19 protein-coding genes and 1 riboswitch are annotated in these 21328 nt (G+C 60.3%); of the genes, 7 read left to right on the forward strand and 12 right to left on the reverse strand.

Going from position 1 to position 21328, the window contains the following annotated elements; translation table 11 throughout:
• Positions 1–833: 833 nt before the first annotated feature.
• The 6 genes from fba to tkt all read right to left on the reverse strand — a co-directional run bounded on the left by fba (position 834) and on the right by tkt (position 7161).
• Positions 834–1898, reverse strand: a complete 1065-nt coding sequence (gene fba / locus AACY31_RS14970) for a class II fructose-bisphosphate aldolase (RefSeq protein WP_003177554.1) — start codon at positions 1896–1898, stop codon at positions 834–836.
• 181 nt (positions 1899–2079) lie between these two features.
• Positions 2080–2412 carry an MliC family protein gene (locus AACY31_RS14975; protein WP_339477460.1) on the reverse strand — a complete coding sequence of 111 codons (333 nt, stop codon included), beginning with the start codon at positions 2410–2412 and terminating at the stop codon, positions 2080–2082.
• 56 nt (positions 2413–2468) lie between these two features.
• On the reverse strand, positions 2469–2690 hold the full coding sequence (locus AACY31_RS14980; protein WP_339477462.1) for a hypothetical protein: 222 nt from the start codon (positions 2688–2690) through the stop codon (positions 2469–2471).
• Between the two features lie 31 nt (positions 2691–2721).
• The gene (locus AACY31_RS14985) at positions 2722–3885 is read right to left on the reverse strand and encodes a phosphoglycerate kinase (RefSeq protein WP_339477465.1); all 1164 of its coding nucleotides are present in this window, start codon (positions 3883–3885) and stop codon (positions 2722–2724) included.
• A 24-nt stretch (positions 3886–3909) separates the two neighbouring features.
• Positions 3910–4965, reverse strand: coding sequence for an erythrose-4-phosphate dehydrogenase (gene epd / locus AACY31_RS14990; RefSeq protein ID WP_339492961.1), 1056 nt, complete (start codon positions 4963–4965; stop codon positions 3910–3912).
• A gap of 198 nt (positions 4966–5163) precedes the next feature.
• A complete protein-coding gene (gene tkt, locus AACY31_RS14995; protein WP_339504705.1) occupies positions 5164–7161 on the reverse strand; it encodes a transketolase in 1998 nt (665 codons plus the stop codon).
• A 271-nt stretch (positions 7162–7432) separates the two neighbouring features.
• Between tkt and AACY31_RS15000 the strand changes: the two genes are divergently transcribed.
• Together AACY31_RS15000 and metK are read left to right on the forward strand one after the other, a co-directional pair.
• Complete coding sequence (locus tag AACY31_RS15000; RefSeq protein ID WP_339477472.1) at positions 7433–8428, forward strand: ArsR/SmtB family transcription factor; 996 nt, start codon at positions 7433–7435, stop codon at positions 8426–8428.
• Positions 8429–8447: 19 nt separating this feature from the next.
• The gene (gene metK / locus AACY31_RS15005; RefSeq protein WP_003177547.1) at positions 8448–9638 is read left to right on the forward strand and encodes a methionine adenosyltransferase; all 1191 of its coding nucleotides are present in this window, start codon (positions 8448–8450) and stop codon (positions 9636–9638) included.
• A 234-nt stretch (positions 9639–9872) separates the two neighbouring features.
• Here the strand turns inward: metK and AACY31_RS15010 are convergent, their stop codons facing one another.
• Positions 9873–10493, reverse strand: a complete 621-nt coding sequence (locus AACY31_RS15010; protein WP_339477476.1) for a LysE family translocator — start codon at positions 10491–10493, stop codon at positions 9873–9875.
• A 206-nt stretch (positions 10494–10699) separates the two neighbouring features.
• Between AACY31_RS15010 and ligB the strand changes: the two genes are divergently transcribed.
• Both ligB and AACY31_RS15020 read left to right on the forward strand, forming a co-directional pair.
• The gene (ligB, locus tag AACY31_RS15015) at positions 10700–12373 is read left to right on the forward strand and encodes an NAD-dependent DNA ligase LigB (RefSeq protein WP_339477478.1); all 1674 of its coding nucleotides are present in this window, start codon (positions 10700–10702) and stop codon (positions 12371–12373) included.
• 90 nt (positions 12374–12463) lie between these two features.
• A complete protein-coding gene (locus AACY31_RS15020; protein WP_339477480.1) occupies positions 12464–12859 on the forward strand; it encodes a DUF1090 domain-containing protein in 396 nt (131 codons plus the stop codon).
• 79 nt (positions 12860–12938) lie between these two features.
• Here AACY31_RS15020 and AACY31_RS15025 read toward each other — a convergent pair whose 3' ends face one another.
• On the reverse strand, positions 12939–13388 hold the full coding sequence (locus tag AACY31_RS15025) for a c-type cytochrome (RefSeq protein WP_339504707.1): 450 nt from the start codon (positions 13386–13388) through the stop codon (positions 12939–12941).
• A gap of 125 nt (positions 13389–13513) precedes the next feature.
• Here AACY31_RS15025 and mltA point away from each other — a divergent pair, with 125 nt between their 5' ends.
• Positions 13514–14701 carry a murein transglycosylase A gene (gene mltA, locus AACY31_RS15030; protein WP_339504709.1) on the forward strand — a complete coding sequence of 396 codons (1188 nt, stop codon included), beginning with the start codon at positions 13514–13516 and terminating at the stop codon, positions 14699–14701.
• Between the two features lie 81 nt (positions 14702–14782).
• Here the strand turns inward: mltA and AACY31_RS15035 are convergent, their stop codons facing one another.
• A complete protein-coding gene (locus AACY31_RS15035) occupies positions 14783–15166 on the reverse strand; it encodes an MAPEG family protein (protein WP_058544201.1) in 384 nt (127 codons plus the stop codon).
• Positions 15167–15217: 51 nt separating this feature from the next.
• A complete protein-coding gene (locus AACY31_RS15040) occupies positions 15218–16051 on the reverse strand; it encodes an EamA family transporter (RefSeq protein WP_339504711.1) in 834 nt (277 codons plus the stop codon).
• A gap of 210 nt (positions 16052–16261) precedes the next feature.
• Here AACY31_RS15040 and AACY31_RS15045 point away from each other — a divergent pair, with 210 nt between their 5' ends.
• Together AACY31_RS15045 and AACY31_RS15050 are read left to right on the forward strand one after the other, a co-directional pair.
• A complete protein-coding gene (locus AACY31_RS15045) occupies positions 16262–17422 on the forward strand; it encodes an MFS transporter (protein WP_339477493.1) in 1161 nt (386 codons plus the stop codon).
• A gap of 238 nt (positions 17423–17660) precedes the next feature.
• The gene (locus tag AACY31_RS15050; RefSeq protein ID WP_339504713.1) at positions 17661–19616 is read left to right on the forward strand and encodes a patatin-like phospholipase family protein; all 1956 of its coding nucleotides are present in this window, start codon (positions 17661–17663) and stop codon (positions 19614–19616) included.
• A 4-nt stretch (positions 19617–19620) separates the two neighbouring features.
• Here AACY31_RS15050 and AACY31_RS15055 read toward each other — a convergent pair whose 3' ends face one another.
• Together AACY31_RS15055 and AACY31_RS15060 are read right to left on the reverse strand one after the other, a co-directional pair.
• The gene (locus tag AACY31_RS15055) at positions 19621–20502 is read right to left on the reverse strand and encodes a formate/nitrite transporter family protein (protein WP_018605039.1); all 882 of its coding nucleotides are present in this window, start codon (positions 20500–20502) and stop codon (positions 19621–19623) included.
• A 117-nt stretch (positions 20503–20619) separates the two neighbouring features.
• Positions 20620–21021 carry an acyl-CoA thioesterase gene (locus AACY31_RS15060; RefSeq protein WP_018605038.1) on the reverse strand — a complete coding sequence of 134 codons (402 nt, stop codon included), beginning with the start codon at positions 21019–21021 and terminating at the stop codon, positions 20620–20622.
• A 192-nt stretch (positions 21022–21213) separates the two neighbouring features.
• Positions 21214–21321, forward strand: a riboswitch (S-adenosyl-L-homocysteine riboswitch).
• The last annotated feature ends 7 nt before the right edge of the window (positions 21322–21328 follow it).

The following is a 21328-nucleotide window of genomic DNA, read 5'->3' on the forward strand; positions in this document are numbered from 1 at the left end:
AGTCGCGCTTTTACCCTTCTAGATACGCGCATAAGGAGTTATAAAAATGCAACCAATTGTAATTACAGCCCCCCCAAACGGCACCTCTGGCCTTGGGCCAACTCCCACGTTACGTGGCACTGCTGAACCGGGCTACCATGTAAGAATTGTTGTTGCGAATTATGGAACACATTTGACAGACGCCGTGGCCGACGCAACGGGGAATTGGGTGACCCAGCTCACATTTCCGAATGAACAATGGTTGACGATTGCGGGGTGTTACACAGCACCGAACCCGCCAACTTATAGTGCCCCCATTGCTTTGCAGGCGTGATAAGAGGACCCGCTCAATAGGAGGCGACCGCACGGCCGCCTTCCTCTCACACCACTATACGTATGCTTCCGTATACGGCAGTGCCTGTCCATTCAAAAAAAGACAGTTTGTTAAAGCCTATCGAATTAGTCAGGTTCGGTTTCGATACGAATGAGCGAATGGCCTTTGGGAAATCTCAGATTCTTGGGGTCTGCTCGCAACTGCGAGTCACGATTGGATTAAGAAACTTGAAATTGGTTGTATCTTCGCGAGCAGCCTCCATCGGGAAAAACGCGATATTACTTGCTGTACCTCCTTTTTATCGGCCCTATCCGTCAGGCCAAACTTATATCTTGGCTTTCTTTAGATTCGCTCATCCGCGCCCCCTTACTCTGACTAACGCTCCCTTACTGGGTGTGTAGGGTATCTCCACCAGTGGTCACCAGTGTGAAGACCTCAGCCAAGCTGGTTGCGCTTACGCGCCAGGCTTGATGCCATAAAAAACCCGCATCACTGCGGGTTTTCTAACAACGCTAAAACATCAATTAACCTTAGCGTTCAACTCACCCTTCAAATACCGCTGATACATAGCCTCCAGAGAGATCGGCTTGATCTTGGAAGCATTACCCGCCGTACCAAACGCCTCATAACGCGCAATACACACATCACGCATCGCCGTCACAGTCGCACCGAAAAACTTACGCGGATCAAACTCACTCGGATTGGTCGCCATCAACCGGCGCATCGCACCAGTGGAGGCCAGACGCAGATCGGTATCGATGTTGACCTTGCGCACGCCATACTTGATGCCTTCGACGATCTCCTCAACCGGTACACCGTAGGTCTCTTTGATGTCGCCACCGTACTGGTTGATGATCGCCAGCCACTCTTGTGGAACCGAGGAAGAACCGTGCATCACCAGGTGGGTGTTGGGGATGCGCTTGTGGATTTCCTTGATACGGTCGATCGCCAGCACGTCGCCGGTTGGCGGCTTGGTGAACTTGTAGGCGCCGTGGCTGGTGCCGATGGCGATGGCCAGGGCGTCGACCTGGGTCTTCTTGACGAAATCCGCCGCTTCTTCCGGGTCGGTCAGCATCTGGCTGTGGTCCAGCACGCCTTCGGCGCCGATGCCGTCTTCTTCACCGGCCATGCCGGTTTCCAGCGAGCCCAGGCAACCCAGCTCACCTTCCACCGACACGCCGCAGGCGTGGGCCATGGCGACGGTCTGCTGGGTGACGCGTACGTTGTACTCGTAGTCGGTCGGGGTCTTGCCGTCTTCGCCGAGGGAACCGTCCATCATCACCGAGCTGAAGCCCAGCTGGATGGAACGCTGGCAGACGTCCGGACTGGTGCCGTGGTCCTGGTGCATGCACACCGGGATGTGCGGGAATTCTTCGATCGCTGCCAGGATCAGGTGACGCAGGAACGGCGCGCCAGCGTATTTGCGGGCACCGGCCGAAGCCTGGACGATCACCGGAGAGTCTGTCTTGTCAGCGGCTTCCATGATGGCGCGCATCTGCTCAAGGTTGTTGACGTTAAAGGCTGGAACGCCGTAGCCGAACTCGGCTGCGTGGTCCAGCATCTGACGCATGCTGATAAGTGCCATTGTGTCTCTCTCCCGGTCGAGGGTCGTTAATCGTGCCAGCCTGCCGGAGCGGCGGCGGCTATTCAAGTCATTGCGGATCGGGGGTCGGCCCGAGCGGCGTGTTCGGTGTTGCAAAATCTCAAAACGTATAGAGGTCCCTGTGGGAGCGGGCTTGCTCGCTCCCACATCAGATCTCAGTGGATCAATCAGCCTTGCAGCCACGCCCAATCAAGTCATTGGTGGCGACCCAATACACCAGGCCTTCCTCACCCTTGACGTGAAACGCCAGCATGTCATCGCTGTACAGTGAACCTTCAGCACCCGGCTCAAGCTTGAGGCGATAAACCTTATCGGCGCCGCCCAGGCGTACATCGACGTCCTTGCGGGCGGCGTCGGTGTAGCGCCAGAGCACTTTGGCCTCGCTGTCACAGGTCCAGGTCGTCCAACCTTCAACAGGTTCAGACGTGCGCAAAAAGTCCAACTGCGCACAACCGCCCAGCAATGCCAACGCCACAACGGCGATCAAGCCTTTCATCGGTGTTCCTCGACTGACGACGCGCGCCGCCAGCCATGAGTAAAAAGTCTGACCCATCAAGGACACCCATGTTCCTTGATCGGGGTTTGCGTCTCGTATTTGTCCAGGCCATCCGGCCCGGAACGCTTGTTCAGCACAGGGTTGGTCTCGGCCTGCCAGTCGGCCTGGTAGCAGCCCTTTTCAGGCGGCGCCCCGGTCTCGGGCGCCGTTTCCTTCGAGCTGCTCGAACAGGCCGCCAGCACCGTTGCGGCCAACAGCAACGTGAACGTCTTGACCATCAGAACACTCCTTTGCCTGGTCAATGGCGCTTCAGGCCTTGGCCCGGCTTTCCAGGACTTCTACGGCAGGCAGCACTTTGCCTTCGACGAACTCGAGGAATGCGCCGCCGCCGGTAGAAATGTAGGAGATCTGCGAGGCCACGCCATATTTGTCGATGGCCGCCAGGGTGTCACCGCCACCGGCGATGGAGAACGCAGCGCTTTGGGCGATGGCTTGGGCCAGCACCTTGGTGCCGTTGCCGAACTGGTCAAACTCGAACACACCGACCGGGCCGTTCCACAGGATCGTCTTGGAAGATTTCAGCAGCTCGGCGAAGTTGGCGGCGGTTTGCGGGCCGATGTCGAGGATCATGTCGTCCTCGGCCACGTCATCGATCAGCTTGACGGTGGCGGTGGCGCTTTCTGCGAATTCCTTGGCTACGACCACGTCTACCGGCAACGGTACGCTGACCTTGGCGGCGATTTCCCGGGCGGTGTCCAGCAGGTCCGGTTCGTACAGGGATTTGCCGACCGGGTGACCCGCAGCGGCGAGGAAGGTGTTGGCGATGCCGCCGCCGACGATCAACTGGTTGCAGACCTGGCTCAGGCTGTTGAGCACGTCCAGCTTGGTGGAGACCTTGGAGCCGGCAACGATGGCAGCCATCGGCTGGGCCGGGGAGCCCAGGGCCTTGCCCAGTGCGTCCAGTTCAGCAGCCAGCAACGGGCCTGCGGCGGCGACTTTGGCGAACTTCGCCACGCCATGGGTCGAACCCTCGGCACGGTGGGCGGTGCCGAACGCGTCCATCACGAACACGTCGCACAGGGCGGCGTATTGCTGGGCCAGTTCGTCGGCGTTCTTTTTCTCGCCCTTGTTGAAGCGTACGTTTTCGAACAGCACAACATCGCCGGCCTTCACGTCCACGCCGCCCAGGTAGTCAGCGACCAATGGCACGTCACGGCCCAAGGCACGGCTCAGGTAATCGGCTACCGGCTTGAGGCTGTTTTCGGCCGAGAACTCGCCTTCGGTCGGACGGCCCAGGTGGGAGCAGAGCATCACGGCCGCGCCTTTTTCCAGGGCCAGCTTGATGGTCGGCAGCGAGGCCAGGATACGCGCGTCGCTGGTGACAACACCGTCCTTGACGGGGACGTTGAGGTCTTCGCGGATCAGTACGCGCTTACCTTGCAGATCGAGGTCGGACATCTTCAACACGGTCATGGGTCGCAATTCCTGGGTAACTGTTTAGAGAGCAGGTTTTTTAGAAGCGGTTTGCAGGTAATGCTCGGCAACGTCCAGCATTCGGTTGGCAAACCCCCATTCGTTGTCGAACCAGGCCAGGATGTTCACAAGCCGAGGCCCGGAAACACGGGTCTGGCTGGCATCGACGATGGCCGAATGTGGGTCATGGTTAAAATCACAACTGGCATGAGGTAACTCGGTGTAGGCCAGAAGGCCTTTGAGCGGACCGCTGGTGGCGGCTTCGCGCAGGATCCGGTTGACCTCGGTGGCGTCGGTATCGCTTACGGTCTGCATCGTAATGTCGAGGCAGGACACGTTGACCGTCGGCACCCGCACGGCTTTGGCCTGAATTCGCCCCGCAAGTTCCGGCAGCAGCCGTTCAATGCCGCGGGCCAGACCAGTGGACACTGGAATCACCGACTGGAACGCCGAACGGGTGCGGCGCAAGTCCTCATGGTGGTAGGCGTCGATCACCGGCTGGTCGTTCATCGCCGAGTGGATGGTGGTGATCGACACGTATTCCAGGCCAATGGCCTGGTCCAGCAGGCGCAACAGCGGCACGCCGCAGTTGGTGGTGCAGGACGCGTTGGACACAAGCCGTTCTTTGCCGGTCAGGCAATCCTGGTTCACACCGTAGACGATGGTGGCGTCGACATCCGCTTCACTGGCCATCGGCTGGGAAAACAGCACCCGCGGCGCGCCGGCAGCGAGAAAACGTTGGCCGTCTTCGCGGGTGTGATAGGCACCGGAACACTCGAGCACCAGATCGACATCCAGCGAAGCCCAATCGATGCTTTCGGGGGTGGCGCTGCGCAAGACTTTCACGCAGTCGCCATTAATATGCAGACAATCGCCTTCAGCCCGGACTTCGCCGGGGAACCGGCCGTGGGTGGAGTCAAAGCGTGTCAGGTATTCGATACTGGCCATGTCGGCCAGATCATTGATCGCCACAATCTCGAAACCGGCCTCGGCCCCTCGCTCGAACAACGCACGCAAGACGCAACGACCTATCCGGCCGTAGCCGTTGAGTGCAACTTTGTAGCGACGCGGTTGGGGCATGGGGGTTCTCAATACTCGCGGGAAACGAATTCGCGCTAACTACACAAATCCCTGTAGGAGCTGACGAGTGAAACGAGGCTGCGATCTTTCCCCTGACACTTGAATCTCAAGCAAAAGATCAAGATCAAAGGATCGCAACCTCGTTTCACTCATCAGCGCCTACAGGAAGCGCGGTGGTCTGGACCACCGCGTCGTGTCTTAGTCTTCCAGCAGCTCTTCAGCCTGACCCAGGATGTTTTCCAGGGTGAAGCCGAATTCCTCGAACAGCGCCGGCGCAGGCGCCGATTCGCCGTAGGTGGTCATGCCGATCACGCGGCCTTCCAGGCCCACGTACTTGTACCAGTAATCGGCATGGGCCGCCTCGATGGCGATCCGCGCACTGACCTGCAGCGGCAACACCGCTTGCTTGTAGCCGGCATCCTGGGCGTCGAACACGCTGGTGCAAGGCATGGACACTACGCGCACGTTGCGGCCCTGCTCGGTCAGCTTGTCGTAGGCCTGGACGGCCAGGCCGACTTCGGAGCCGGTGGCGATCAGGATCAGTTCAGGCTCGCCGATGCAGTCCTTGAGCACGTAGCCGCCGCGAACGATATCACCGATCTGGTCGGCATCGCGGTTCTGGTGCTGCAGGTTCTGACGGGAGAAGATCAGCGCCGATGGACCGTCGTTACGCTCAATGGCGTGTTTCCACGCCACTGCCGATTCCACGGCATCGCATGGGCGCCAGGTGTCCAGGTTCGGCGTGCAACGCAGGCTCGCCAACTGCTCGATCGGCTGGTGCGTCGGACCGTCTTCGCCAAGGCCGATGGAGTCGTGGGTGAACACGTAAAGCACGCGTTTTTTCATCAGCGCCGACATGCGCACGGCGTTGCGGGCGTATTCCATGAACATCAGGAAGGTCGCGCCGTAAGGCACCAGGCCGCCATGCAGGGCCACGCCGTTCATGATCGCGCTCATGCCGAACTCGCGAACGCCGTAGTACATGTAGTTGCCGCTGGCGTCTTCGGCACTGACACCTTTGCAGCCTTTCCACAGGGTCAGGTTGGAACCGGCCAGGTCGGCCGAACCGCCCAGCAGTTCCGGCAACAATGGGCCGAAGGCGTTCAGGGTGTTCTGGCTGGCCTTGCGGCTGGCGATGGTTTCGCCCTTGGCAGCGACTTCAGCGATGTACGCCGAGGCTTTTGCGGCGAAGTCGGCCGGCAGCTCGCCGCTGAGGCGACGCACCAGCTCGTTTGCCAGATCAGGGAATTCGGCGGAATACGCCGCGAAACGCTGGTCCCATTCAGCTTCGAACGCACGACCTTTTTCCTTGGCATCCCACTCGGCGTAAATGTCGGCCGGGACTTCGAACGGGCCATGGTCCCACTTCAGCGCAGCGCGGGTCAGGGCGATTTCCTCGGCACCCAGTGGGGCGCCGTGGCAGTCTTCCTTGCCTTGCTTGTTCGGCGAGCCGAAACCGATGGTGGTCTTGCAGCAGATCAGGGTCGGCTGGGCGCTTTTGCGGGCGGTCTCGATGGCGGTCTTGATCTCTTCAGGATCGTGGCCGTCGACGTTGCGGATCACCAGCCAGTTGTACGCTTCGAAGCGCTTGGGGGTGTCGTCGGTGAACCAGCCTTCTACTTCGCCATCGATGGAGATGCCGTTGTCGTCATAGAAGGCGATCAGCTTGTCCAGGCCCAGGGTGCCGGCCAGGGAGGCGACTTCATGGGAAATGCCTTCCATCATGCAGCCATCACCCAGGAATACGTAGGTGTGGTGATCGACGACGTTATGGCCGGGGCGGTTGAATTGCGCCGCCAGGACTTTTTCTGCCAGTGCAAAACCCACGGCGTTGGCCAAGCCCTGGCCCAATGGACCGGTGGTGGTTTCCACGCCTGGGGTGTAACCGTATTCCGGGTGGCCCGGGGTGCGGCTGTGCATCTGGCGGAAGTTTTTCAGGTCATCGATCGACAGGTCGTAGCCGGTCAGGTGCAGCAACGAGTAGATCAACATCGAACCGTGGCCGTTGGACAGCACGAAGCGGTCACGGTCGGCGAACGATGGGTTGCTCGGGCTGTGCTTGAGGTAATCGCGCCAAAGCACCTCGGCGATATCCGCCATACCCATGGGGGCACCTGGGTGGCCGCTGTTGGCTTTCTGCACGGCATCCATGCTAAGGGCACGAATGGCATTGGCACGCTCACGACGGCTGGGCATCGCTGTTCTCCTGCGGGTATTGAATCGAGAATGAATAAAACGAAACTGAAAAAGGCGAGCATTTTCCCTCACCCACCCACCCCGGGGCAATGACAGATAGTCATCCGTGGGTGTTTTTCCGGTGGATAAAGTCGCATTCGCCAGGTGAAACCTTTCTGCTGATGGTTTGTAGAGTCAAGCACGGGCTGAGAAGTGCCATTCATCCACCAATATCAAAACTTTTTGATATTGAACTTGCAGGGTTCCAGCCCCCTCACTAGACTGCCCCACTATGAACTTACCCGTGCCTTCCATTCGCCATGACGACTGCGATGAGCTGGCGGCCCTTTGCAAGGCCGGCGGCGATCCGCTGCGGCTCAATGTATTGCGCGCCCTGGCCAACGACTCGTTCGGCGTGCTGGAGCTGGCGCAGATCTTCGGCATCGGCCAGTCCGGCATGAGCCACCACCTCAAGGTCCTGGCCCAGGCCGATCTGGTGGCGACCCGCCGGGAAGGCAACGCCATCTTCTATCGCCGCGCCCTGCCCCACACCGACCTGCTGGGTGGCAAGCTGCACGCGGCGCTGCTGGACGAGGTGGATGCGCTGAACCTGCCGGTCGACGTGCAGGCCCGTATTGCCCAGGTACACGGACAACGGGCCGCCGCCAGCCAGGACTTCTTCGCACGGGTCGCCGAGAAATTTCGCGCCCAGCAAGACCTGATCGCCGGACTGCCGCAATACCGCGAAAGCGTCGTGGCGCTGCTCGACAAACTGAGTTTCGAACCCACCGCCACGGCGATCGAAGTCGGCCCAGGCGATGGCGCCTTTCTGCCAGAACTGGCGCGACGCTTCAGCCAGGTGACGGCGCTGGACAACAGCCCGGCCATGCTCGAATTGGCGCGTCAGGTGTGCGAACGCGAAGCTTTGGCTAACGTCAGCCTGCAACTGGCCGATGCACTGGATGGCATGAGCCAGCAGGCCGACTGCGTGGTATTGAACATGGTGCTGCATCATTTCGCCGCTCCGGCCGATGCACTCCGGCACATGGCCGGCCTGCTGCAACCGGGCGGCAGCCTGCTGGTGACGGAGTTATGCAGCCACAACCAGAGCTGGGCCAGGGAGGCCTGCGGCGATCTCTGGCTCGGATTTGAACAGGACGACCTGGCCCGCTGGGCCACCGCTGCGGGCCTCGTGCCCGGGGAAAGCCTTTATGTAGGCTTACGTAATGGTTTCCAGATCCAGGTTCGCCACTTTCAGCGGCCCACTGGCGACACTCACAAACGGTAACTTGTAGGAAAACATCGAGATGAGCGAATACTCCCTTTTCACCTCCGAGTCCGTGTCTGAAGGGCATCCGGACAAAATCGCCGACCAGATTTCTGATGCGGTGCTGGACGCCATCATTGCTGAAGACAAGTTCGCCCGCGTGGCGTGCGAGACTCTGGTGAAAACGGGCGTGGCGATCATCGCCGGCGAAGTCACCACGTCGGCCTGGGTCGACCTGGAACAGATCGTCCGGGACGTCATTCTGGGCATTGGCTACAACAGTTCCGACGTCGGCTTCGATGGCGCAACCTGTGGCGTGATGAACATCATTGGCAAGCAGTCCCCCGACATCAACCAAGGCGTTGACCGGGCCAAGCCTGAAGACCAGGGCGCCGGTGACCAGGGCCTGATGTTCGGCTACGCCAGCAACGAAACCGACGTGCTGATGCCGGCCCCGATCACCTTCTCGCACCAGTTGGTTCAACGCCAGGCCGAGGCCCGTAAATCCGGCCTGCTGCCTTGGCTGCGCCCGGACGCCAAGTCCCAGGTGACTTGCCGGTACGAAGGCGGCAAGGTGGTGGGTATCGATGCCGTCGTCCTGTCGACCCAGCACAACCCCGATGTGTCCTACAAAGACCTGCGCGAAGGCGTAATGGAACTGATCGTCAAGCACGTGCTGCCTGCCGAGTTGCTGTCCAAGGACACCCAGTTCCACATCAACCCGACCGGCCAGTTCATCATCGGCGGCCCGGTGGGCGACTGCGGCCTGACCGGTCGCAAGATCATCGTCGACAGCTACGGCGGCATGGCCCGTCACGGCGGCGGCGCGTTCTCCGGCAAGGACCCATCGAAGGTTGACCGTTCGGCGGCCTACGCCGGTCGTTATGTCGCCAAGAACATCGTCGCCGCCGGCCTGGCCGAGCGCTGCGAGATCCAGGTGTCCTACGCCATTGGCGTGGCCCAGCCTACGTCGATCTCGCTGAACACCTTCGGCACCGGCAAGATCGGCGATGACAAGATCATCAACCTGGTCCGTGAAGTGTTCGACCTGCGTCCATACGCCATCACCACCATGCTCGACCTGCTGCACCCGATGTACCAGGACACTGCCGCCTATGGCCACTTCGGCCGTACACCGCAGACCAAGACCGTGGGTGATGATACCTTCACCACCTTCACCTGGGAAAAAACCGACCGCGCCGACGCCCTGCGCGCCGCTGCCGGCCTGTAATACCCGAGTGTAAAGAAAAAGCCCCTGGCGACTGAGTCGCCAGGGGCTTTTTCATGCCTTTGTGTTTTCATACCGTTGTGGCGAGGGAGCGCGCTCCCGCTGGAGCTGCCGAAGACTGCGATCTTTTGATCTTTCGCTTGAGACTCAAGTGTCCGGAGAAAGATCGCAGCCTCGTTGCACTCGACAGCCCCTACAACGCAACCCAGCGGACGCCACAAAGGCTTAGCGCAATGTTCAGGTCCGTCGTGCCACCAGCAAAAACGAAGCCGCACTGGCGAGCAGCCCCGCACACATCCGATTGAACAGGCGCTTGCCACTAGGCCGGGCGAACAGCCGTCGCGCGTAAATGCCCATGTAGCAATACAGGCCGATGGCGATGCACTCCAGTGCCAGGAACAAAGCGCCCAGCACGGCGAATTGTTGGGTGACGGTGCCTGTACGGTCGACGAATTGCGGCAGGAACGCGGTAAACAACAGGATCGCCTTCGGATTGCCGATCGCCACCATGAATTCCTGCCGCGCCAGGCCGGCCCGTCTCATCGATGCGACCGCGGCCTCGCTGCCGGCCTCGGGCTGGGCCCGCCACAATTGCACGGCCAAATAGAACAGGTAGCCGGCACCGACGAGCTTGATCACCAGGAATAACAACTCCGAGGTGTGCAGCACGGCAGTGAGCCCCGCAGCTGCCAGGGCGATCATGATCGCAAACGCCAGCAACCGACCGATGCCGCCGCTGCACGCCCGGACGAAGCCATAACGCGAGGCGTTACTGATGGACAGCAGATTGTTCGGCCCCGGCGCCATGTTCAGCGCAAAGCAGGCCGGAATGAAAACAGCGAGCGTCGACAGTTCCATCGGGAGGATTCCAGGCAGCGGCGAATCGAAAGCCCATTCTGCGCCGGCCGCTGACGAGGGCAAGACACAGTTGCGCGGCTAAATCACCTCGCACTGTACCGCCGCGAGTTTGCCACCAGGCCCCGCAAAATCCGGTAACGCTCCAGGCCTCGCAACTTCCACGACGGTGGCTAGCCTTCAGTTTTCAACCCAGCAAGGATGCTTCAATGCCAGCGTTTTTGTATGCACTCGCCTGTCTTGTCTTCATTGCCACTCCTGCGATCGCCGCGCCCTGTCCCGACTGGCCCACTGAACGCGCCCGGGCCGAGATCGCCGCGCTGCAACAGCAAATCGACACTTGGGACGACAGTTATCACCGCCTCGGCCAATCGCTGGTGGCCGACGAACTGTATGATCAATCCCGAACAGCGTTGGGCCAATGGCGCCAGTGTTTTAACCTCCCGGCGGCCGACGATCCCCTGCGCTCAGCGGGCGGAAAAGTGCCACACCCCGTGGTCCATACCGGCCTGGAAAAGCTGAAGGACACCAACGCCGTGGGCGCCTGGCTGCACGGTCGGGAGGACGTCTGGGTCCAGCCGAAAGTCGACGGTGTGGCGGTCACCCTGGTCTATCGCAAGGGTCGCCTGCATCAGGCAATCAGCCGCGGCGATGGCGTCCAAGGGCATGACTGGACCACAAATGCGCGCAAAATCGGCGCCATCCCGCAGCAACTGCACCAGCCCGTAGACCTGGTCGTACAGGGCGAGTTGTACTGGCGCCTGGAGGCCCATGTCCAAGCCGGCAGCGGCAGCGTGAACGCCCGCGGGACCATTGCAGGCTTGATGGCGCGCAGCAATTTGACGGTGCACGATGGGGTGTATATCGGCCTGTTTGTCTGGGACTGGCCGGAAGGGCCGGACACCCTGCCCGAGCGAATGGCTGCGCTGAGTGAGTTGGGCTTCGCTGACACCCTCGCCTATAACCAGCCTGTCCGGACATTGGCCGATGCCGAGCAGTGGCGCGATCACTGGTACCGCACGCCGCTGCCATTCGCCAGCGACGGGATCGTCCTGCGCCAGAGCCGCCGCCCACCCGCCGACCGCTGGCAGGCCAGGGCGCCGTTCTGGAGCGTGGCCTGGAAATACCCGTATGCCCAGGCGCTGGCCGAAGTGCGCAAGGTTCACTTCAAGGTCGGTCGTACCGGACGCATCACGCCCGTATTGGAGCTTGAACGTATCCGGCTCGACGACCGGTGGATTCGTCGGGTAAGTGTCAGCTCCCTCAAGCGTTGGGAGGAGATGGACATTCGCCCCGGCGACCGGGTCGCTATCAGCCTGGCCGGGCTGACCATCCCGCGGCTCGACAGCGTCGTGCTGCGCAGCCTCGAGCGGCAAGACCTCAACGCCCCTGCGGCAGCCGATTATCACTTCTTGAGCTGCTGGCAGCCGACACCCGGCTGTGAAAGCCAATTCCTCGCACGACTGAGCTGGCTCAGCGGCAAACAAGGGCTCGCCCTGCCCCACGTCGGCCCCGGCACCTGGGAAAAGCTGCTGGCCGCCGGACGAGTCGACGGATTGCTGGATTGGATGACCCTCGATGCCGCCGAGCTTGCTAACATTGCCGGCTTCGGCGAACACAGCAGCGCCCGCCTGCTCGCCAGCCTGCACAGCGCCCGGCAACGCCCTTTCGGCCAGTGGCTCAAGGCCCTTGGCCTGCCGCCCGCCGGCGAGGCCCGGCTGGAGGGGCCGTGGCAGGTACTGGCCGAGCGCAACACCGAACAATGGCAAGCCGAGGCCGGCATCGGACCGGGACGCGCCGCGCAACTGAGCGCATTTTTTCGCGACCCGCAGGTACTGGCGTTGAGTGACGTATTACGCACTGCCGGGGTCGACGGTTTTTAATTCGGGCCCTGCGCGGTTGAACCCAAGGGGCAAGCAGGTGTTCCAACAGCGCATCTGTACCGACCGCTCGCGATTTTTTACGGAGTTGCTATGAATATCCTGTCCCCCGTTGCCCTGCTGGTCTTATGCAGTGCCATGGCCGCCCCCTTGATGGCGAACGAGCCCCCCACGGAACTCACCGGTTGCGCGGCCAAGCGCCAGGGCATCATCAACCAGATCGAACTGGCCAAGTCCCGTGGCAACCAGGACCAGCAGGCAGGCCTGGAAACCGCGTTGGACGAAGTCACCAGCCATTGCACCGATGCGTCCTTGCGCAAGACGCGTGAAAACAAGGTGCTCGATGCCAAGCACGACGTCAGCCGGCGTCAGGCCGACCTGGAAAAGGCCATGAAGAAAGGCGACGCCGAGCGGATCAACAAACGCAAGGACAAGCTGGCAACCTCGCGCAAGGAACTCCAGGAAGCGCTGGATGAGCTGGACAAGTGAACATTAAGATCCCAGGCGCCTACAGGTTGAACGCGATTCACTGTAAGCGCTGGCGAAGCCTGCGATCTTTCAAGACATGTCAATGATCCCGAAACTCCTTATGACAGGCACTGCACGCATCCTCGACCTTTTGCACCGCCGGCCCCAAATAACTGGCCTTATAGGGTTGGACGTTGCTGGCGGTCACCAACTCACCGGTGGCGGCTTCAAGGTGGCGGGCCAGTTCCTGAAAGCGCGCCTGCTTTTGCCAGACTTCATCCCGGGCGCTGGTGTGGTCTTGCTCGCGCACTTGCGGGAAGTGTTTCCACGGCTCATGGGAGAGTTGATCCAATTGCGCCGCACCTTCGGCAAATCGTGCGCCATCGAACGAGACTCGCCCACGCAACATGCCACCCAACTCTTCGTTGGTCTTGAGCATCTGCTTGAAGATCGCCTTGCGCTGGCCAAGGGGAGAATTGGGATCGACACCGCCACAGGCGGATAACATCAGGCAGGCCAGTACGGCCATGGACAATCGTTTTGCAAACATCTTGGCCTCAGGGCAGGAAACGGCAGTTAGTATCCTCGGGTCATCGGTAAAGACCAATGGCCCTATCAACAATATGGGTTGTTCGAGCGCTTGACAGCGTCCGAATGACTGCAAAGGAAATCTTCATGAACAGCCGCATCAAGACCTGGCACAAAGGCTTGGCATTGACCCTACCGCTGATCGCACTGTTGGCCGGTTGTAATCGCGGCGACAAGGTCGAAGAACCTCAGCCCCATGCCCTCGCCACCTATGTCAGCGCACCGTGGGAGGCATTACCGTCGGTGTCCGATGCAGACCTGCTGGCCGGTTTCGGTTCCTGGCGCAGTGCCTGCAACCGGCTCAAGGCTGATGCAACCTGGGGTCCGACCTGCGCGGCAGCGGCCAATGTGCCGCAAACCGCACAGGATGTACGCAATTTTCTGAAACAGAACCTCGACGTCTATGGCCTGCGCTCAGGGGACAACAGCCCCAACGGCCTGATTACCGGCTACTACGAGCCGGTCTACCCCGGCAGCCTCACCCAGACCGCTACGGCGAATATCCCGGTCTACGGTGTGCCGGAGGACATGATCATTGTGTCGCTGGACAGTATTTACCCTGAGCTCAAGGGCAAACGCCTGCGTGGCCGCCTCGAAGGCCGGGTGCTCAAGCCATACGACGACGCGACCACCATCGAAACCAACGGGGTGAAGGCGCCGGTCATCGCCTGGCTGACCGACCCCATGAACCTGCAATTCCTGCAAATCCAGGGTTCGGGACGCATTCGACTCGCCGATGGCCGCCAACTGCGCATTGGTTATGCCGACCAGAACGGCCACCCTTACCGCCCCATCGGGCGCTGGCTGGCTGAACAGGGCGAGCTGAAGAAAGAAGACGTGACCATGGGTACCATCAGTGCCTGGGCCAAGGCCAACCCGAACCGTATTCCCGAATTGCTGGGCAGCAACCCCAGCTACGTGTTCTTCAACCGTAACCCCGACAGTAACGAAGGCCCGCGAGGCTCGCTGAATGTACCGCTGACCGCCGGCTACAGCGTAGCAGTGGACCGCAAGGTGATTCCGCTGGGCAGTCTGCTCTGGCTATCCACCTCGCGCCCCGACGGCAGCACCTTGAATCGGCCCGTCGCCGCCCAGGACACTGGCGGTGCAATCACCGGCGAAGTACGGGCGGACCTGTTCTGGGGCACGGGCGAGGCGGCCGGACAACTGGCCGGGGACATGAAGCAACAGGGGCGGATCTGGATGCTCTGGCCCAAAGGCATGGCGCTGCCTCAAGTGCCGCAGGTGGCAAATGCGGTTACCGCCAATCCCTGAAAAATCTGGTGATGGTCCCGACCCCATCGCGAGCCTGCTCGCGATGGGGTCAGCACAGACACCGGGGTTCAAGAACCAGGCTCAGACCGAAACAAAGAAGAAACTCAAGACCAACCCAGCCCCCACGAACCACACCAGCGAACGCAGGATCGCCCAGTCCGCCAGATAGCAAATGATGTAGAGCAGGCGACTGGTGATGAACAGCACCGCCAGCACATTGATGGTCACCAGCTCGGCATTGCCGGCCAGATGCGCGACGATCACGGCGGCGGCAAAAAACGGGCTGATTTCGAAACTGTTCAGTTGCGCAGCGTATGCCCGCCGGGGGGCGCCTTCGAGTGTGTCCAGAAAATCCCGAGGGTCGTTGTTATCTGCCAGCCTGTATCTTCCACCGATCTTGGCAATGGCGATGCACAGGTAAGGCAGGATAAAGGCAATCAAAATACACCACAGGGCAACCGTCATTGACGCAGTTCCTTCTTTGAGTTTTATAGAAAATCGCAAGTCCAGCGCCGGTCAGAACTTCATCACCAGCATGCCAACCACCACCAGCCCGCAGGCTAAGAGCCGCGGCAAGCCGAAAGGTTCTTTCAAGTAACGCATACCGAACAACACCACCAGGATCACGCTGACTTCCCGCAGTACCGCCGCTTCGGCGATCGAGCCCAGTTGCATGGCCCATAGCACCAGAGCGTAGCTGAACAATACACAGAATCCGACCGCCACCCCTAACCGCCACTGCTCACGCCAGAACCTCATGAACGCCGGCCGCTTGCTCACCAGCGCGAGCAATGGGAACGGCCAGGCGCTGAGCAGCGTGACCCAGGCCAGGTAATCCAATGGATGGGACCAACGCCGCAGAGCGTGGCCGTCGATAAAGGTGTAGCAACCAATGCACAGGCCGATCAGCGCCACCACCGGCAGCATCGACCAGGGCAGCCGCTCGCCACCACCGCCCTGCCACAACAGGCAAAGCATGCCGAACGGGATCAGCAAAATACCGATGACCTGCTGGGGCGTCAGCGTTTCACCGGCAAACATAAAGGTCAGGGCCAACACCACCAACGGCGACAGGCCGCGCATCAGCGGATAGACCAGCCCCAGATCACCGACCCGATAAGCCTGGATCAGCAAATAGCGATACAACAGCTCGAATGCCGCCGACGCCAGGATCCACGGCCAGATATCCAAAGGCGGCAAGGCCACAAAGCCCAATGTCAACGCGACGAACAGCAAGGCGACGCTGTCCATGCACGCCACCACCAGCAAACGCTCGCCACTGAACTTGATCAGCGTATTCCATGCTGCATGCAACAGCGCCGCTACCAACACCAAGGCCGTCGCAAGCACGGTACGCTCCTTCTTTTGTCCCACCGGCTCCTACGATCAGCAGGGCTCATGAATTGATTCGCGATCGTTTATACTGCAACCGACCACGCCGCATTCAGTTGCGCATACACCTATTCCAATAATCTCGCTGTTGCCCCGCTCACTCGAATGGGGGCGCCGGCATGCGTATGCCTGATCAGAGCGTCAAGACTACAGACAGAGACCTTGCGCATGCCACTCGCCTTACTTGCTTTGGCCGTCGCCGCTTTCGGCATCGGCACGACTGAATTCGTCATCATGGGCCTGTTGCCCGATGTCGCCGACGACCTGGCCGTAAGCATCCCCCAGGCCGGGCTACTGATCACCGGCTACGCCCTGGGCGTGGTATTCGGCGCGCCGATCCTGGCGATTGGCACCGCCAACATGCCGCGCAAGGCCACGCTGCTGGGCATGACCCTGATGTTCATCCTGGGCAATGTGCTCTGCGCCCTGGCGCCGAACTACGCCACGCTGATGGCCGCCCGGGTCATTACTGCGCTGTGCCACGGAGCGTTCTTTGGCATCGGCTCGGTGGTGGCGGCCGGGTTGGTGGCGCCGAACAAACGGGCCCAGGCGATTGCCATGATGTTCACTGGCCTGACCCTGGCAAACGTGCTGGGCGTGCCGTTGGGCACGGCATTGGGGCAATACGCCGGCTGGCGCTCGACGTTCTGGGCGGTATCGGTCATCGGCGTGATCGCCGCCATCGCCCAATGGGTCTGGCTGCCCAAGGAAATCCCTATGGAGAGGGCCAACCTGGCCAGCGAATTCAAGGTACTGGGCAAGGTCAACGTGTTGCTGGCCCTGGGCATGAGCGTGCTGGCCTCCACCAGTTTGTTCAGCGTGTTCACCTACATCGCGCCGATCCTGCAGGACATCACCGGTGTCAGCCCTCACGGCATCACCGGCATGCTGCTGCTGTTCGGTGTCGGCCTGACGGCGGGCAGTTTCCTCGGTGGGCGCCTGGCCGACCAGCGCCTCCTGCCTTCGCTAGTAGGGATGGCCGTGGCCGTGGTGCTGGTGTTGGCCGCGTTCAGCCAGACCAGTCGGTCGTTGATTCCGGCGGCGATCACCCTGGTGCTGTGGGGCATCTTCGCCTTCGCCCTGTGCCCGATCCTGCAATTGCTGATCATCGACCAAGCCCACGAAGCCCCCAATCTTGGCTCCACACTCAACCAGAGCGCATTCAACCTGGGCAATGCAGCCGGGGCCTGGATGGGTGGGTTGGTGGTGGCCAGCGGTGCCGACCTGGCGGATCTCCCATGGACCGGAGCAGCGGTCGGCAGCCTCACGGTATTGACCGCCTTGTTCTTCATTCATCGACAACGACGCTGGGCGGCAGTCGCTGTTTGAGGCCTGGGAAATCGGCCCTGCCCGTGAGCGAATGGGCGGAACTTTCAGTAGGACTTTCCCCCCGTCCGCGCGGGTTGTTTTACCCCTCTTCCAGAAGCCTTGTTCCAGAGCGCTTTCGTTGAAAGCCACCGGGTGCAGTTTACAGCCGGCGGATGTTTGTCCAATTGAGTCGCAACGCAATAAGGCGGCAGATTTTGCTTAGAGTTCGGCCTCCCACGGGTACATGGAACGAACCAGAATGCTAACCCCCATCTCGCAATCTCCCCATCCTCGCTCTGTCGAGGACACAGCCCAGAGCGCAAAACGAGCGAATCCTGGAAATGACGGCCTATTGGTCAACCGCGCGACAGACCGGGCGATCTCCATCGATCGACATGGCGATGGTAGCGTCGACGTCACCCTGAATCGGCCGCCCATCACCAACCTGGTCCTCAGTGGCGGTGGCGCCAAGGGAGTGGCCTATTCCGGGCTCATCAAAACCCTCGAAGCCAACGGCCTCATGGACAATATCAGAACGATTTCAGGCTCTTCTGCAGGGGCCATATCGGCCGCGGTACTCGCCAGCGGCATGAGTCACGTGCGTTTCGACCAGATTCTTGACGATATTCCCCTCACGTCCTTGCTCGACAGCACCAACGTTATCGTTAAAGCACTCCAGAATGTCTCGTCGAAGCTGGGCGAAAAACTGAAAAACGTTCCGCTGGCGCAATTGCTGTGTGATCTGTTGCCGCGCCTGGGTTCCAAGGGGATACCGCTGGAGAATTTGATCCGGGAGGAATCCTGCAAGGCGCTTCTACAACACTGCAAAGATCACCCGGAACCTCTTTCCAAAAAAGCGCAACAAGCCGTTGCCGATGTGAGACGGAACGAATACGTCACCTTCGCTGACCTGGCCGTCCTGAGCAAAGAAATCCCACAGATCAAGACTGTGGAAATCACCGGCACCGCCATGTTGGAGCAAGACACGCAATTGCTGGTGTTCAGCGAGAAGACCACGCCTGACATGGACATTGCCGTGGCGGCGCTTATCTCCGCGTCGCTGCCGGTGGTGTTCAGCAAGCTGACCCAGCAAGGACTACCCTTCCAACAGAATGATGAGAAACACACTGAAACCACGGCGTTTGCCGATGGCGGCATCCTGAACAACACACCGGTACCTGACATCTATAATCCGGCGATCTCCATGAGCCCGATCCCGGACAGAGGGTCTTTGATCCTGATATTCGAGGCGGAAGAATCGAACCAGGAAAACCAGCGAGGCACGGGCATCACGGCCCTGATCGACAAATTTCTCAATGCACCCCATACGGCCAGCGCTGTATGGAATGCCGAACAACTGAAGCGCTTTGCCGACCAGACCGTCGTCGTGCCGCTGAAATCCAATAAAGGTGATTACCGCGGCCTGTTGAGCGGGACAGTCAACTTCAGCATGCCCAAGGAGATCAAGGATCATCTCCAGGAAGAACTGCGCAAGAAAGTCCAAACCCATCTGGACGAGCACAACGCCACTCGACAAACCTTTTGGTTTGACTCAATCGAGGATGCGCTGTTGGCGTTAGGTGTCAAGGAATTCGAGCAACTGAGCATAGAACTGGAAGACGACGAAACCTGCGCCGAGGCGATCACCTTCAGGCACCACGCACAACGGGCGTTGACGCAATTGAAGGAAGCGATCCAAGAGGCCGACAAGGCATCCACCAAACTTGAACCCACCCCACCGATGCACATGGCCATCGGGACCCTCGATCAGCTTGCGGACCAGTCCGGCAGGCTGGAATGGCTGGCAAAACGCCTCAATCACGGCAATGACCCGGACTTCATGCAGTTCCTCCAGGTCGCCGCCGAGTGGGACAGAGGCGCGCCGAATGCAACTTCCGAGGTGACCGGCCACGCCGTCGAGAAAATGCACCTGCAGGACATTGCCACCCGTATATCTAACGTCGTGCAACATGTGCTGAATCCCGCATGCTTTCTCGGCGGCCAACCCGACGCGAACATCAAGTTGATAAAAGGAGTCATCCGGGACCTGCTGGAACTGCAAGATCCAAAAGCATCCAAAAATTCGCTGGAGCAGAAGATCGCGTTCAACAATTCACTTGAACGGGTTATCGCGAATTACAGGTCGCGCTACACCGGGATGCTTGATCCAAAGTCAACAACCCTCAAGATCTTGCGTAACATGCTATTCAAATAACCGCCTACTCCGAGTCAATGCGCTGCGCAGGCTTATCTGGGCGCTTATCTTTGGGCAGGCCCACTTCACTGCGGATCTGCGCATGGCTGATCAAAGCGAAGATAAAGCTCCCGCCAACGATATTGCCCGCCAACGTCGGCCCGGCAAACACCATCCAGAAATCCTCCCAGGACAACTGGCCGGCAAACACCAGGTAGGACACTTCGGCCGAACCGACGACGATGTGGGTGAAATCCCCAAGCGCCATGAGGTAGGTGATCAGAATGATGATCCACATCTTGGCGCTTTCCATGGACGGGATCATCCAGACCATGGTGGCGATCATCCAGCCGGAAATGATGCCCTTGGCGAACATCTGGCCGGTGTCGTTCTCCATGACCTTGCGGCCGATTTCCAGGAAAGCCTGGTCGGTGCGCTGATCGAAGATCGGCAAGTGCAACATCACGTAGGCCACCAGCAAGGTGCCGCACAGGTTGCCCACCAGCACCACGCCCCAGAGCCGCAACAGCCGGCCGAAGTTACCCAACGTGGGTTTGCTCATGATCGGTAGCACGGCGGTCAGGGTGTTTTCGGTGAACAGTTGCTGGCGGGCCAGGATCACCGCGAGAAAGCCGGCGCAGTAACCGAAACTGGCGATCACCTTGAAGCCTTCGTGGTCCGGCAGCCGGGAGTTGAGCAACCCCATCGCCATCAGCGACAGGCCCATGGTCAACCCCGCCGCCAGGGCCGACCACCAGAGCGCGGCGATACTGCGCTCCAGCTCCTGATTGCCCTGGGTGCGGATGATTTCGTGCAGCACCGCAGCTCGCGGTGGCTGGTTGCGGTCGACTTCGTGCTGTTCCTGAGCCGAAAGGTCAGGGGTCTTGCCTTCTTCATGAGTGTCCATACAGCTCCTGAACCGGTGGCGCGATGTACCTACGACACGCGGCGATCAGCGCTGTTCAGTGGCAACCTGGACATACATGTGGGAGCGAGCTTGCTCGCGATGGCAGCACCGCCGATCTCACTCGACCACATCGTCCTTGAACTGATCCTTGACGTATGTGATCTCGGTCCGCCCATGAGGCGCGGGCAAGCCATCTTCGCCAAGGTTGACGAAGACCATCTTCTCCACGGTCAGGATGCTCTTGCGGGTGATTTTGTTGCGCACCTCGCAGGTCAGGGTGATGGAAGTACGGCCAAACTCGGTGGCGGTGATGCCCAGTTCGATGATGTCACCCTGGCGCGAAGCGCTGACGAAATTGATTTCCGAGATGTATTTGGTGACCACGCGCTGGTTGCCGAGCTGGACGATGGCATAGATCGCCGCCTCCTCGTCGATCCAGCGCAACAGGCTGCCGCCGAACAGCGTGCCGTTGGGGTTGAGGTCTTCGGGCTTGACCCATTTGCGGGTGTGGAAATTCATGATCACTCCTGAGTGTCTGGCCGTTGGATTGCTGCATCATGGCAGACCGCACGGCCAGGCTCTACGTCGTGGGCCCTATGACGGTCATCGGCAATTTCGATTTGCCGACAGAAACCCTTTTGGAAGATCCAATTAGCCCGTTATAATCGCCACCGTTTTACCTCGGTCCACGCTTTGGACCGTTCCCGCCACCTGTCCGAGGGGCGCTGCAGCAGGCTCGACCTGTCAGGCTCGGATGGGGCGTTGTTTGTACGGGGGCTCCCCGCACGGACACTAAACGCACAACGGCGCCCATTCGCATACATTA

The organism is Pseudomonas sp. RL_105y_Pfl2_101 (genome assembly GCF_963970585.1).
Taxonomy (GTDB): domain Bacteria; phylum Pseudomonadota; class Gammaproteobacteria; order Pseudomonadales; family Pseudomonadaceae; genus Aquipseudomonas.

Excerpts from the sequence above, each read along its gene's own strand:
- fba (WP_003177554.1), bottom strand. The coding sequence starts at position 1,898 with ATGGCACTTATCAGCATGCGTCAGATGCTGGACCACGCAGCCGAGTTC.
- AACY31_RS14975 (WP_339477460.1), bottom strand. The coding sequence starts at position 2,412 with ATGAAAGGCTTGATCGCCGTTGTGGCGTTGGCATTGCTGGGCGGTTGT.
- AACY31_RS14980 (WP_339477462.1), bottom strand. The coding sequence starts at position 2,690 with ATGGTCAAGACGTTCACGTTGCTGTTGGCCGCAACGGTGCTGGCGGCC.
- AACY31_RS14985 (WP_339477465.1), bottom strand. The coding sequence starts at position 3,885 with ATGACCGTGTTGAAGATGTCCGACCTCGATCTGCAAGGTAAGCGCGTA.
- epd (WP_339492961.1), bottom strand. The coding sequence starts at position 4,965 with ATGCCCCAACCGCGTCGCTACAAAGTTGCACTCAACGGCTACGGCCGG.
- tkt (WP_339504705.1), bottom strand. The coding sequence starts at position 7,161 with ATGCCCAGCCGTCGTGAGCGTGCCAATGCCATTCGTGCCCTTAGCATG.
- AACY31_RS15000 (WP_339477472.1), top strand. The coding sequence starts at position 7,433 with ATGAACTTACCCGTGCCTTCCATTCGCCATGACGACTGCGATGAGCTG.
- metK (WP_003177547.1), top strand. The coding sequence starts at position 8,448 with ATGAGCGAATACTCCCTTTTCACCTCCGAGTCCGTGTCTGAAGGGCAT.
- AACY31_RS15010 (WP_339477476.1), bottom strand. The coding sequence starts at position 10,493 with ATGGAACTGTCGACGCTCGCTGTTTTCATTCCGGCCTGCTTTGCGCTG.
- ligB (WP_339477478.1), top strand. The coding sequence starts at position 10,700 with ATGCCAGCGTTTTTGTATGCACTCGCCTGTCTTGTCTTCATTGCCACT.
- AACY31_RS15020 (WP_339477480.1), top strand. The coding sequence starts at position 12,464 with ATGAATATCCTGTCCCCCGTTGCCCTGCTGGTCTTATGCAGTGCCATG.
- AACY31_RS15025 (WP_339504707.1), bottom strand. The coding sequence starts at position 13,388 with ATGTTTGCAAAACGATTGTCCATGGCCGTACTGGCCTGCCTGATGTTA.
- mltA (WP_339504709.1), top strand. The coding sequence starts at position 13,514 with ATGAACAGCCGCATCAAGACCTGGCACAAAGGCTTGGCATTGACCCTA.
- AACY31_RS15035 (WP_058544201.1), bottom strand. The coding sequence starts at position 15,166 with ATGACGGTTGCCCTGTGGTGTATTTTGATTGCCTTTATCCTGCCTTAC.
- AACY31_RS15045 (WP_339477493.1), top strand. The coding sequence starts at position 16,262 with ATGCCACTCGCCTTACTTGCTTTGGCCGTCGCCGCTTTCGGCATCGGC.
- AACY31_RS15050 (WP_339504713.1), top strand. The coding sequence starts at position 17,661 with ATGCTAACCCCCATCTCGCAATCTCCCCATCCTCGCTCTGTCGAGGAC.
- AACY31_RS15055 (WP_018605039.1), bottom strand. The coding sequence starts at position 20,502 with ATGGACACTCATGAAGAAGGCAAGACCCCTGACCTTTCGGCTCAGGAA.
- AACY31_RS15060 (WP_018605038.1), bottom strand. The coding sequence starts at position 21,021 with ATGAATTTCCACACCCGCAAATGGGTCAAGCCCGAAGACCTCAACCCC.